Consider the following 12,691-nt stretch of genomic DNA (forward strand, 5'->3'; position numbering starts at 1 on the left):
TTTGGTTAGGATTCGCGTACAGATTATCTGGCATGCCCAGATAATTGTTCCGATGAAGACTACAGGAGAGTGGTAATTAACCAATCATTAACATTTGGTTAGTCATACCCGCCGAAGAAGTAAATCTTTCAGGTGCAATCATCTTTCAAGAAATTGGAACGATGATGCGAGGACTGTAGTTGGAGGAACCTCTGGAGAGAACCGTTAAATCGGTCGCCGAAGGAGCAAGCCCTGCCCATGTGCAAGGTGAAACTCTCAGGCAAAAGGACAGAGGAGTGGAAAGTAACATCCCAATAATGTGAGCATTTTGCGGCTCTCTCTATCTAGCAAAATCTCGCTGCTACTTGGCTATTTAATAGATCGTTGATCTTACCTTTCCCTCTTCTCCTTATTAGTTGTTTTATTAAGGGGAAATCATGAACGACCTGCAATCATTGCTACAAACTATCGATAACTTTGTCTGGGGACCACCACTGCTTATCCTGCTGGTTGGTACGGGCATCTACTTCACCTTTACTCTTGGCTTAATCCAGTTCAAACATTTACCGACCGCTTTAGCGATGGTCTTTAGTAAAGAGAAATCCACCGACAAACAGGGCGATGTGTCCAGTTTTGCTGCACTGTGCACTGCACTTTCCGCCACCATTGGTACCGGTAATATCGTCGGTGTCGCCACGGCCATTAAACTCGGTGGCCCGGGTGCGCTGTTTTGGATGTGGCTTGCCGCGCTATTCGGCATGGCAACCAAATACGCAGAATGCTTACTGGCGGTGAAATATCGCAAAGTGGATGACAAAGGACAGATGATCGGCGGTCCTATGTACTACCTGCAATACGGTGTCGGCTCAAAAGCGTTGGCAATTTTGTTTGCTGTGTTCGCTCTTGGCGTTGCGTGTTTCGGTATCGGCACCTTCCCGCAGGTGAATGCCATCCTTGATGCGAGCGAAATTTCGCTGGGTGTGTCACGAGAAATAGCCGCGTCAGTGCTCACTCTGCTGGTAGCATTCGTCACTTTAGGCGGCATCAAATCAATTGCAAGCGTGGCAGGCAAAGTGGTTCCGGCGATGGCGCTGTTTTATGTTCTGGCTTGTCTGAGCGTCATCATCATGAATGGCGATCAACTGCTCAGCGCGCTTGAGCTGGTGCTGGTTTCTGCATTTAGCTCAACGGCGGCAACTGGTGGCTTCCTTGGCGCAAGTATCATGCTGGCCATCCAATCGGGTATAGCGCGCGGTGTCTTCTCCAACGAATCGGGCCTAGGCAGTGCGCCTATGGCGGCCGCGGCGGCCAAAACCGATTCTTGTGTCAAGCAGGGCTTGATCTCCATGACTGGCACCTTCTTCGACACCATCGTTATTTGTACCATGACGGGGCTGGCACTCATCCTTACTGGCGCATGGCAAAGTGATTTCTCTGGCGCAGCGATGACAACCCATGCGTTTGCCGTTGGGCTCAATGCGGAAACTCTGGGGCCCATTCTGGTTTCAATCGGTTTGATGTTTTTTGCCTTTACCACCATCTTGGGCTGGAATTACTACGGCGAGCGCTGTGTGGTCTTTTTGCTCGGCACCAAGGCGGTATTGCCCTACAAGGTGATTTTCTTAGCGCTGGTCGCCTCTGGCGCGTTTATGCAACTCGACATGATTTGGATTTTAGCCGACATCGTGAACGGTTTGATGGCCATTCCCAATTTGATCGGCTTGATCGCGCTACGCCACGTGGTCATCGAAGAGACCAAACTCTTTTTTCAGTCCGCATCGCGCAATGACGAGCTGGATACAGTGAACGCATAACCAACAGCAAAAAGCCCACGATCTCACGTGGGCTTTTTAACGTCACTTCACCCTACCGCTGGGTTCACACGGGTTTCTCAATCAGCAATTTGATACCCAGAACCACCAAAACCGTTCCTGTTGCTCCTTCCATCCATTTCATGAAGCTGGCATTTTTGAGCAAATTTTTCGCCGAGTTCAACGCCCCTGCTAGTCCGCATTGCCACACCATCGCAATCACAAAGTGAATCGCCGCCATGGTCATGGATTGCAGCAGCGGAGAGCCTTCTGGGTTAACAAACTGAGGCAAAAACGCCAAATAAAACACCGCCGTTTTCGGATTGAGCACGTTGGAAAGAAACCCTTCCCTGAGCGAACGCTTGGCACTGTATGACTGGTGAGTCATTTCCGCGACCGTCATGCCTGCACCACTTTTCATCAGCGCTCTTAAGCTACTGAGTCCCAGCCAAATAAGATAGGCGGCACCAATCATTTTTACCATCTGAAAAAGCTCGGCAGATTGTGCAAGGATGGCAGAAATGCCAATCGCAGAGAAAAGAGCGTGCACAAAAAGGCCAAAGCAGATACCCAGGCTGGTCATACAGCCATCTTTAAGCCCTGCGCGACTGGTATTACGGATCACCAATGCGGTATCTAACCCGGGAGTCAATGTCAGTATGGTGATGGCGAGCAGAAACGCTTCGAAGTTTAGAATGTCCATATTGTTGAATAAAAATGTGAAACAGGCGTTGATCAATACTCTGATTTCTTGATTTACGCAAGCCGCTTTCACATTGGCGAGAACAATCGCAACCGCTTGTATACAATCGTTCTCATTTGTGGAGAATAATAGGCTTGGTTTTGTTTACCCTTGGTTAACAAAACGAATAAAGTAAAGAGGAACCCTGCACTTAAAAACAGGTGTTTACGGAAAGAACAATAATTAATGAGTAGTCACATGAACGCATTTCAACAACTGGTCGAACATTCAAAGAAAGTGTCCAATTTTCAACATCTCTCCTCCATCATTGGCTGGGATCAAGCCGCGGTGATGCCATCAGGCGGCGCTGAAGCACGCTCCAATGCCATGGCAGAACTCGATGTTCATATCCACTCACTGATGACACAGCCACACCTCGCTGATTTGTTTGACCAAGCACAAGAGCTTCCGCTCTCAACAGAAGAACAAGCCGTGCTGCGCGAGATGAAACGTACTTGGCAGCAAGACAACCTGCTCCCGGAAGCGCTAGTTAAAGCTCAATCACTTGCCGGTTCAAAATGCGAGCACGCTTGGCGCAGTCAACGTAAAAACAACGATTGGGCTGGCTTTGAGAAAAACTGGGCTGAAGTGGTTAAGCTTTCCCAAGAAGAGGCGCAAATTCGTGCTGACGCCAATGGCACATCGCCCTACGATGCTATGCTCGAACTCTATGAACCCGGCACGAGCTCTGCGTCACTCGATGCGCTTTTTGCCGAGGTAAAAACTTGGCTTCCATCACTCATCGATAACGCTATCGAAAAGCAGAAATCACGTTCAATACTTTTGCCCAATAGTCACTATCCGGCTGAAAAACAAAAAGCACTCGGTTTAGAAGTGATGAAGCTGCTGCAATTTGACTTCGAACATGGCCGTTTGGATGAGAGCACCCACCCATTTTGTGGTGGAGTACCGAGCGATGTGCGCATTACTACCCGTTATAACGAAAGCGAATTTGTGCAGTCCTTAATGGGTATTGTTCACGAAACAGGTCATGCACGTTATGAGCAAGGCTTACCTCAAGCCTTCGCAGGAACACCTGCTGGTGAAGCTCGCTCTATGGGCATCCACGAGTCTCAGTCCCTGTTTTTCGAAATGCAGCTTGGCCGCAGTGAAGCGTTTGTGGAACACTTATCGCGTCTCGCCTCAAATCATTTCCAAGGTGCGGAATTTGCCAAGGACAACCTGTCAAAAATCTACACCCACGTTGAAAAAGGCTTTATTCGGGTTGATGCGGATGAGCTCACCTACCCCGCTCACGTCATTTTACGCTACGAAATCGAGCGCGATCTGATGAACGGTGCCATCAAACACACCGACGTCCCTGAGCTGTGGCATGAAAAAATGCAAGCTTACCTTGGACTTTCTACTGCTGGCAATTTCACCAATGGCTGTATGCAAGACATTCACTGGACCGATGGTAGCTTTGGCTATTTCCCAAGTTACACATTGGGCGCGATGTATGCGGCGCAATTTATGGCAGCAATGAGAAAGACGGTAGATGTGGACAGCGTGGTTCGTTCTGGCGACTTGACGCCAATCTTCCACTGGTTGTCGAGCAATATCTGGAGCAAAGGTAGCCTTTTAACCACCGACGAACTGGTCAAAGCGGCAACGGGCGAGACATTAAATTCCGAGCACTTTAAGCGTCACTTAGTTTCTCGCTATCTCGGATAAACAAACTTGTAAATTGTCATCCTCTGAAGAATAACTCGCTCTCCTTCAGAGGATGACAAATATGACCTATGCGAGTGTTTCTATTCATCCTCAGGCGATAACTTCACCACCATGCGCCCACCTAGAGTGGATTGCCCTTAAACAGTTCATTGGTAAACGCATCAACCTGATAAATATCTACTTCCACTTGAAATCCCTTAAACCTTACGCTCATCTGCGAACTCTCTACCTTTCACTCTTACGGTTGAACCCTGTAAGACACGCTTGTCATTTTTTGTATAACGCGAAACGTGTATCAGAGCAGAATATCGCCAAAGGCGGAAGACGCGCCTTCAGCAAGTTTTTCATATCCAACTAAGGTCACATTTTGTGTTATTCCTCTATGGTTCTATTCACTTTTTTAAACGGGATAAAGTAATGAAAACTGAAAAACAAAAAATGCTCACTGGAGAACCATACGATGCAGGGGATCAAGAACTTTTACAAGCACGGTTATCCTGTCGTAAAACTTTGCACAGCTTAAACAACAGCCTCCCTCTAAGCGGAGAGTGGAGAGCGGCGATTGACGAACTATTGCCTGACAGTTATCAGGCTTATATTGAACCGCCCTTTCGCTGCGACTACGGCACAAACATTAAATTGGGTAAGAATTTCTATGCGAACTTCAACTGTGTCATTCTCGACGTAGCTGAGGTCTCAATCGGGGATAACGTTTTGTTTGCCCCTAATGTGCAAATCTATACCGCAGGCCATCCTATCGACGTCAAAGGCCGCGTTGAGGACGGTGTTGAGTTTGGCTTACCGATTCACATAGGCAACAACGTTTGGCTGGGTGGCGGCGTTATCGTCTGCCCCGGAGTCAACATTGGTAACAATAGTGTTATTGGCGCGGGTAGCGTGGTCACAAAAGACATTCCCGATAATGTGGTCGCTGTGGGCAATCCGTGTCGCGTGGTCAAACAGATTACAGAGAATGAGCTAAATAGCTGAGTACATCAAGGTGTCCTTAGCCTTCCTGAGAGTTTAAGGACATCAGCTCGCTCCTTGCTAAATACCTTACTGGAACGTGTCGACATGCAGCTGTTTCTGCTGCAACAAGATTGTCTGATAAAGTTTACTTTTCACAGCATCGCTTGCAACTTCATCAATTGTTCAGAAAACATCTTGCTGGTTAGGATAGGTAGCAATACTGTTTATATAAACAGTCAACTGGACACTTCACGAATGAAATCTCAGTTCTTTCTTAGCCTGCAAGAGTTTATGCATGCCAAGTACTACGCCAATAAAACCATAAAAAGCTATCTGTTCTGGATCAAACGTTATATCGTCTTTCACCAGATGCAACATCCTTCTCGCTTGAATGACGAACAGGTAGAGCAATTTTTAACTCACTTGGCAGTCAAAGAAAAAGTCGCGGCCAAAACACAAGCACTTGCTCTCAATGCGATTCAATTTTTATACCGTGATTACTTTCGCACACCTCTAAATCAGGATTTGAAATTTAAGCGATCCTTGGTCGATAAAAAACTGCCTGTAGTACTGACCAAAGATGAAATGCGCCGCTTCATGCAGTTCATAGACCCCAAATACAAACTGCACGTAATGCTCCTCTATGGCTCAGGATTGAGGGTCATGGAGTGCGTAAGGCTCAGAGTTCAAGATATTGATTATGATTACGGCGCGATCCGTATTTGGCAAGGTAAAGGCGGGAAGAATCGAACGGTGACATTGGCTAAAGAACTCCACCCGCTGCTCAAAGAGCAAGAAGCACTGGCACGACGATATTATCACAAAGATATGATCACACCCGGTTATGCGGGCGTATGGATGATGAACGCGCTACAGAAAAAACACCCAGGCGCTGAGTTTGAGTTCAACTGGCATTACCTGTTTCCATCAACCAAGCTTTCCATCGATCCTGAAACTGGCCTACAACGCCGGCAACATATCAACGAAGCCGCTTTGCAACGTGCGGTGCGAAGAACTGCAGCCGACGCTGGGATCACAAAGAGCATCACTTGCCACACCTTGCGGCACAGTTTTGCAACTCACTTACTTGAATCAGGCGCTGACATTCGTACCGTGCAAGAACAGTTAGGACACTCAGATGTCAAAACAACGCAAATCTATACTCACGTGCTCGACAGAGGCGCATCAGGCGTACTCAGCCCGTTATCTCGTTTGTAAATGAGCAAAAAGGATAAGAAAAAAGGAGAGCAAATGCTCTCCTTTTCTTAAACCCAAACTGCTAATTAAAGAGCAGCTTTCGCTTTTTCAACTAGAACAGCAAATGCTGCTTTGTCGAATACTGCGATGTCGGCTAGGATCTTACGATCGATCTCGATAGAAGCTTTCTTAAGACCGTTGATGAAACGGCTGTAAGATAGACCATTTTGGCGAGATGCTGCGTTGATACGCGCAATCCATAGTTGACGGAATTGACGTTTCTTAGCGCGACGGTCACGGTAAGCGTATTGACCAGCTTTAGTAACTGCTTGGAAAGCTACGCGGTAAACACGAGAACGTGCACCGTAGTAACCTTTAGCTTGTTTCAGAACTTTCTTATGACGTGCACGAGCTTGTACACCACGTTTTACGCGAGGCATTATGCTTCTCCTAAACTAAACGAATTAAAAACTAAAAACAAATTAAGCGTATGGCAGACAACGAACGATACCCGCAACTTCACATTTAGGAAGAATTGAGTTTGGACGTAGTTGACGTTTGTTCTTAGTAGTACGCTTAGTCAGGATGTGACGTTTGGTAGCGTGTTTGAACTTAAAACCACCAGCAGTTTTCTTGAAACGCTTAGCAGCACCTTTGTTGGTTTTCATCTTAGGCATGATGAATAACTCCGCATTGTAGTAGTTTAATAAACAACGTAATTAGGGCGAATAAAAAACCGCCGCGTTAAACGGCGGGTATTTATTACTTGCAAAAGCCGTTAATTACTTCTTTTTAGGGGCCAACACCATGATCATCTGGCGACCTTCAATCTTCGTCGGGAAAGATTCCACAACAGCAAAATCCACTGTGTCTTCTTTCAGGCGATTCAGAACGTCAACACCGATCTCTTGGTGAGCCATCTCGCGGCCACGAAAGCGAATAGTTACTTTCACTTTGTTGCCTTCCTCAAGGAAACGCACCAGGTTGCGTAGTTTTACCTGGTAGTCTCCGATATCAGTTCCAGGACGGAATTTAAGTTCCTTGATCTGAATCTGTTTTTGCTTCTTCTTTTGCTCTTTAGTAGCTTTGCTCTTCTCAAAGAGGAACTTGCCATAGTCCATCACTCGACAGACTGGTGGCTCGGCGTTAGGGCTGATCTCTACGAGATCCATACCAGCTTCATCGGCTGCTGCTAATGCTTCTTGGATCGATACGATGCCGACAGATTCACCGTCAGCGCCTGTTAAACGAACTTCACGAACGCCACGAATTTCACCGTTTAAACGGTGCTGGTTTTGTTTGACCGGAACTTGGCCACGTCTTCCGCCTTTAATAGTTTATTCCTCCAGATTGAGCTTACGGCTACTGATTTGGTCTTGGATGTAAGAAATGAAGTCATCCACCTTAAATTTACCTAAATCATTACCTTTACGAGTACGCACTGCGATTTCGCCAGCTTCCATTTCTTGGTCGCCGCAAACCAACATAAATGGTACGCGCTTCAAAGTGTGTTCGCGGATTTTAAAGCCAATCTTTTCATTTCTCAAGTCCGCTTTTGCTCTAATTCCACATTTTTGTAGTTTTTGAGCAACTTCCTGAACATAATCAGCCTGTTTGTCAGTGATGTTCATAATCACTGCTTGCTCTGGCGCCAGCCAAGTTGGGAAGAAACCCGCGTATTCTTCGATCAAAATGCCGATGAAACGCTCAAGTGAACCCAAAATCGCACGGTGAATCATAACCGGGATAAGGCGTTCGTTGTTTTCACCAACGTAAGTTGCACCAAGACGAGACGGCAGGTTGAAGTCGAGTTGTACAGTACCACATTGCCAAGCACGATCTAGGCAGTCATACAGCGTGAATTCGATTTTTGGACCGTAAAATGCCCCTTCGCCTTCTTGGATTTCGTATGGAATTTCCATCGACGCCAGTGCCAGTTTCAATGCTTCTTCTGACTGATCCCAAATTTCATCGCTACCAACACGTTGTTCCGGGCGAGTAGAAAGCTTAACAACAATGTTGTCGAAACCGAAAGTTTGGTAAGTGTCATACACCATCTTGATACAACTGGTCACTTCTTCTTGAATTTGACCTTCTGTACAGAAAATGTGCGCATCGTCTTGAGTAAATCCGCGAACACGCATGATACCATGCAATGCGCCAGAAGGCTCGTTACGATGACAAGAGCCAAACTCCGCCATACGCAGTGGTAGATCGCGGTATGATTTCAAACCTTGGTTGAAGATCTGCACATGACCCGGACAGTTCATCGGCTTAATCGCATACTCACGGTTTTCAGAAGAAGTCGTGAACATCGCGTCAGCGTATTTGTCCCAGTGACCAGAACGCTCCCACAATACACGGTCCATCATCAATGGGCCTTTCACTTCTTGATAGCCATATTCATTTAGCTTAGCGCGAATGAACACTTCCAAGTCGCGGAAAATTGACCAGCCGTTGTGATGCCAGAACACCATGCCCGGTGCTTCTTGCTGCATGTGGAATAGATCAAGTTGCTTACCGATCTTACGGTGGTCGCGTTTTGCCGCTTCTTCAAGGCGAGTCAGGTGGTCTTTCAGCGCTTTCTTATCGTGGAAAGCCGTACCGTAAATGCGTTGCAGCATCTTGTTGTCGCTGTTACCACGCCAGTACGCACCAGCCACATTCAACAAAGTGAAGTGTTGGCAAAAGCCCATATTAGGGACGTGCGGACCACGACACATGTCGATGTATTCTTCGTGATGATACAGACCCGGACGATCGTCACGAGAGACATTCTCGTCCAAGATTTCCATCTTGTAGGTTTCGCCGCGCGCTTCAAACGTATCACGCGCTTCCTGCCAACTGACTTTCTTCTTGATAACCTGATATTTGGTTTTCGCCAGATCTTTCATGCGAGCTTCGATCTTTTCTAGATCATCTTGTGTTAACGACTCTTCAAGATCAATATCGTAGTAAAAGCCACTGTCGATGGTCGGACCGATCGCCATTTTCGCATTTGGATAAAGCTGCTTAAGCGCGTGCCCCAAAAGGTGCGCACAAGAGTGGCGCACAATCTCAAGACCATCCACTTCATCTTTTGTGGTGATGATTTCAAGACTGGTATCGCTTTCGATCAGATCGCACGCATCCACACGTTGACCGTTGACACGACCTGCAATGGTCGCTTTCGCAAGACCAGGACCGATCGATTGCGCAACTTCCATAGTAGAAACTGGGTTATCAAAATGACGCTGACTGCCGTCAGGAAGAGTAATAATTGGCATGTTTTTTCCTTTACAGTGGTGTTGCACACCAAGCAACACATGTTTTAAGAAATACGCTTTAGATTCATATTGGTATGAAAAACGCATTGCGAGTGTAATTGATTTGGTACGAATTTTGGTGCAATTACGGATGCACCAGCTTAAGTACTGACCTCGCATTCTAACCAATGAAGCTGAGATCGCAATGAGTTTCTCATTTGAGAAGGTTTCATGAAAATACCACCTTACATTGCAGCATTGTAGGCTTGCAGTCACTTCTCACATTAATTCATCACTACGCTACTACAGATGAATTTTCACGATTGCTTACCCTTAGCTTTTCCTTAGTCTATAGTTACCTTGATGACAATAATTAGAAAGATCAAATAGATAATATGAATATTGACCTGAAGTTAGCATCCATTATTCCCATCGTTTGCGGCTTTTCTGCGCCAACTTACGCTAGTGACGCCTATGGCCCGCTGCGCAGTTATGCTCAATCTCCGATGCAATCGAACGCATTGAGCAATGTGCTACGTTCTGGCGCAAGCATGCCTGAAGGTTCAATAGAGGCATACACCTCGCTCACTGCAGCCAGTGTTTGGGCAGAAACAGACGACTACATGCTCGATTATTACCACAACCAACTGGAATTTGGTGCTAAATGGCAAGTTGATGAGTTGTGGCAGTGGGAGATCAACTACCGTTGGACATTTGCCGCCGATAATCACCTAGACAGTTTGACTCAGGCATTTCACGATCTGTTCGGTATTGAGCAAAATGGACGTGATACGGTTGATAAACATCGCTTCTACATTTCAATGCCCGAATATGGCATTGAAGTCGAAGACTTTACAGGCGAAACCCTGTCGAGCGGTATTTCCACCTATTTACAATATCAACTCTATGAAGACGAGCAGCATGCACTCTCGTTAGGTGGCAGTCTCTATTACAACGGTGTTAATCAAGGGCCATTTAAGGGACATAGTTTTGAACAAGGTATTCAGCTTAACTACAGTTTCTATCGCCAAGACCACGCTCTCTACACCATGTTCGGCATCACCTTGAGCGATAAGGATCTTTCTCTTGCCGACATTCTCTATCGAAGTGAAACCTTCGCATTCGCTGCTGGCTATCGCTATGCGATCAGCAAGCGTCATCACTTATTGCTGGAGTACCACCTCTATCAAGGTGCAACAGAAGGCCCCGACGATTTTACCGATCCTTCTAACGAAGTGCTTCTTGGTTATCGATACTTACTCGACAATTCGGCGTTCGAGATAATGATGATCGAAAACGCGAGAAATATGGATAACAGTACCGATATCGCATTTACATTTGGATATCGGTACCTGTTTGCCCAAGATGGGCGCTGACCTTATCTATTACAGATTGAGCGTCGGAGCAAGCGCTTGAGTAATTTGCGCGGCGGACGCATATAACGGCAGGGTAAAGGAACGATATTGATCGCCAGAAAAGCTCAATGAGCGATCAATTTCCGCCAAGCAATGGACTCGCTGGCCGCCCAAAATAAACGACAGTTCGATCTCTTTACTGCCGATAAAGCCGTTACTGCGAAACTCAAGCTCTTGATAGCAACCGGAACGGGAAGAAAAACTCTGTCCACGCAACTGCCCCTTTTCGACGTCCGCTTTCACCATAGTGAACCCCGCCTGAACAATAGCGTCGATGACCTTGCTCACTACGGGCAGTGGTTTGACTTCGATGAAATCTCGGTCACGCGGATCGATGGCAAAGTCAATATCTAATGTCGTTTCCAGCCAAACATGGCACTGGTTTTTCAATGCATTGACCGCGGTGATCGGGGTTTCGTCATGCAATTTCATCTCAAACGGCACTTGTTTTTCTTCATTCGCTTGAATTACGAATGGCTGAACGGCAGCCAATTTGTCCAGTGTGAACGTTTGGTAACTGACACTCTCTTCGCTCTCAACTTTGACTTCGGTATTGAGCTTGATGATGATGGCGTCGATCTGCTGTTCCACATCGCCGCCCTTAATGTGAACGTAGCCTTTGAGTGTTTCACCTTGATACACACTCATTTGGTCGAGAATCGTATCCACCTTGGCTGAACCAATTCCCAATGACGCCTTAAGTTTTTTAAACATGAGATCCCTTTTTATGCTGATTTATTTGTACTTTGCCCCTGTTTACACAACCGCATAACGTGTCGCAAGTAAAATGGCGCAAATGAATGGTAGGAATGTGTCACAGCACAAAATGGTCATCTTGAGTTGCTTTTTATGCCTCTTTTCCGCACTATTTGTATAGTCAATTAAAAGGAACCTTTATGTCATCGCCAATTTATATGCAAATCAAACAGTTTATTGTGCAGAAAATCGACAGCGGTGTGTGGCATATCGGCTTCAAAATCCCCACGGAGCTGGCACTGACAGAGCAATTTGGCGTCAGCCGCATGACGGTTAACAAAGCAATCCGCGATTTGGTCAATGAAGGGCGACTGCAGCGTCGGCCACGTTTAGGCACTTTTGTCTGTGAACCGACGGAAAAAGCCGAATCGCCGTTGCTGGATATTCGCAATATTGCCGAGGAAGTGAGTAATCGTGGCAAAGCGTACCGCAGCAAAGTGCTTCGCCAACAAGCTTTGAAAGCGGACGATACAATTGCAACTAAGTTGGGCGTGATGCTAGGCACGCAAGTGTTTTACAGTGAGATCATCCACTACGAGGACAAAGAACCAATCCAACTCGAGCTGCGCTGGGTCAATAGCAGCTATGCGCCCAATTACTTGCAGCAGGATTTCACCCAGATAACGCCGAACCAGTATTTATCGGAAAGCTGCCCACTGAGCGCGATGGAACACACGGTAGAGGCGATCATTCCCGATGCGCGCGTGCGCCAAGAACTCAATATGAAAGTGAGCGAACCTTGTTTGCTGCTCAACCGACGCACATGGAGCGACGACCGACTCGTCAGTACTGCCCTGCTCTATCACCCTGGTAACCGCTACAAGCTAAGTTCCAAAATTCTGCTTTGATCGCCACCTTGCCACTTCGATTCGATCACATTTTTGCAACATCCAACTTGTCATA

Annotated in this window: 12 protein-coding genes and 1 riboswitch; of the genes, 6 read left to right on the plus strand and 6 right to left on the minus strand. The window is 46.7% G+C overall.

What is annotated here, in order from left to right:
• Positions 1–181: 181 nt before the first annotated feature.
• Positions 182–281, plus strand: a riboswitch (glycine riboswitch).
• 135 nt (positions 282–416) lie between these two features.
• Complete coding sequence (locus EA26_RS14590) at positions 417–1,793, plus strand: alanine/glycine:cation symporter family protein (RefSeq protein ID WP_039429358.1); 1,377 nt, start codon at positions 417–419, stop codon at positions 1,791–1,793.
• Positions 1,794–1,857: 64 nt separating this feature from the next.
• On the opposite strand, the gene EA26_RS14595 is transcribed toward EA26_RS14590, so the two are convergent.
• The gene (locus tag EA26_RS14595) at positions 1,858–2,493 is read right to left on the minus strand and encodes a LysE family translocator (RefSeq protein ID WP_039431548.1); all 636 of its coding nucleotides are present in this window, start codon (positions 2,491–2,493) and stop codon (positions 1,858–1,860) included.
• A 237-nt stretch (positions 2,494–2,730) separates the two neighbouring features.
• Here EA26_RS14595 and EA26_RS14600 point away from each other — a divergent pair, with 237 nt between their 5' ends.
• The 3 genes from EA26_RS14600 to EA26_RS14610 all read left to right on the plus strand — a co-directional run bounded on the left by EA26_RS14600 (position 2,731) and on the right by EA26_RS14610 (position 6,393).
• Entirely contained in the window at positions 2,731–4,206 is a 1,476-nt protein-coding gene (locus EA26_RS14600; protein WP_039429360.1) for a carboxypeptidase M32, read from the plus strand.
• A 417-nt stretch (positions 4,207–4,623) separates the two neighbouring features.
• The gene (locus EA26_RS14605; RefSeq protein ID WP_039429362.1) at positions 4,624–5,196 is read left to right on the plus strand and encodes a sugar O-acetyltransferase; all 573 of its coding nucleotides are present in this window, start codon (positions 4,624–4,626) and stop codon (positions 5,194–5,196) included.
• A 234-nt stretch (positions 5,197–5,430) separates the two neighbouring features.
• Entirely contained in the window at positions 5,431–6,393 is a 963-nt protein-coding gene (locus tag EA26_RS14610; RefSeq protein WP_039431550.1) for an integron integrase, read from the plus strand.
• A 65-nt stretch (positions 6,394–6,458) separates the two neighbouring features.
• Here EA26_RS14610 and rplT read toward each other — a convergent pair whose 3' ends face one another.
• From rplT to thrS, 4 genes are all read right to left on the minus strand, one after another.
• Complete coding sequence (rplT, locus tag EA26_RS14615; protein ID WP_004727974.1) at positions 6,459–6,812, minus strand: 50S ribosomal protein L20; 354 nt, start codon at positions 6,810–6,812, stop codon at positions 6,459–6,461.
• 42 nt (positions 6,813–6,854) lie between these two features.
• Positions 6,855–7,049 (minus strand): 50S ribosomal protein L35, encoded by a 195-nt coding sequence (rpmI, locus tag EA26_RS14620; RefSeq protein ID WP_039429413.1) that lies wholly within the window; start codon positions 7,047–7,049, stop codon positions 6,855–6,857.
• Between the two features lie 105 nt (positions 7,050–7,154).
• The gene (gene infC, locus EA26_RS14625) at positions 7,155–7,706 is read right to left on the minus strand and encodes a translation initiation factor IF-3 (protein ID WP_081946392.1); all 552 of its coding nucleotides are present in this window, start codon (positions 7,704–7,706) and stop codon (positions 7,155–7,157) included.
• 3 nt (positions 7,707–7,709) lie between these two features.
• Positions 7,710–9,638 (minus strand): threonine--tRNA ligase, encoded by a 1,929-nt coding sequence (gene thrS / locus EA26_RS14630; protein ID WP_039431551.1) that lies wholly within the window; start codon positions 9,636–9,638, stop codon positions 7,710–7,712.
• A 374-nt stretch (positions 9,639–10,012) separates the two neighbouring features.
• Between thrS and EA26_RS14635 the strand changes: the two genes are divergently transcribed.
• A complete protein-coding gene (locus EA26_RS14635; protein ID WP_081947159.1) occupies positions 10,013–10,993 on the plus strand; it encodes a DUF3187 family protein in 981 nt (326 codons plus the stop codon).
• 9 nt (positions 10,994–11,002) lie between these two features.
• Here EA26_RS14635 and EA26_RS14640 read toward each other — a convergent pair whose 3' ends face one another.
• Positions 11,003–11,746, minus strand: coding sequence for a sporulation protein (locus EA26_RS14640; RefSeq protein ID WP_039429417.1), 744 nt, complete (start codon positions 11,744–11,746; stop codon positions 11,003–11,005).
• A gap of 182 nt (positions 11,747–11,928) precedes the next feature.
• Between EA26_RS14640 and hutC the strand changes: the two genes are divergently transcribed.
• Positions 11,929–12,636 (plus strand): histidine utilization transcriptional repressor HutC, encoded by a 708-nt coding sequence (gene hutC, locus EA26_RS14645; protein WP_039429420.1) that lies wholly within the window; start codon positions 11,929–11,931, stop codon positions 12,634–12,636.
• The last annotated feature ends 55 nt before the right edge of the window (positions 12,637–12,691 follow it).

Origin of the sequence: Vibrio navarrensis (genome assembly GCF_000764325.1) — a bacterium.
Lineage (GTDB): Bacteria > Pseudomonadota > Gammaproteobacteria > Enterobacterales > Vibrionaceae > Vibrio > Vibrio navarrensis.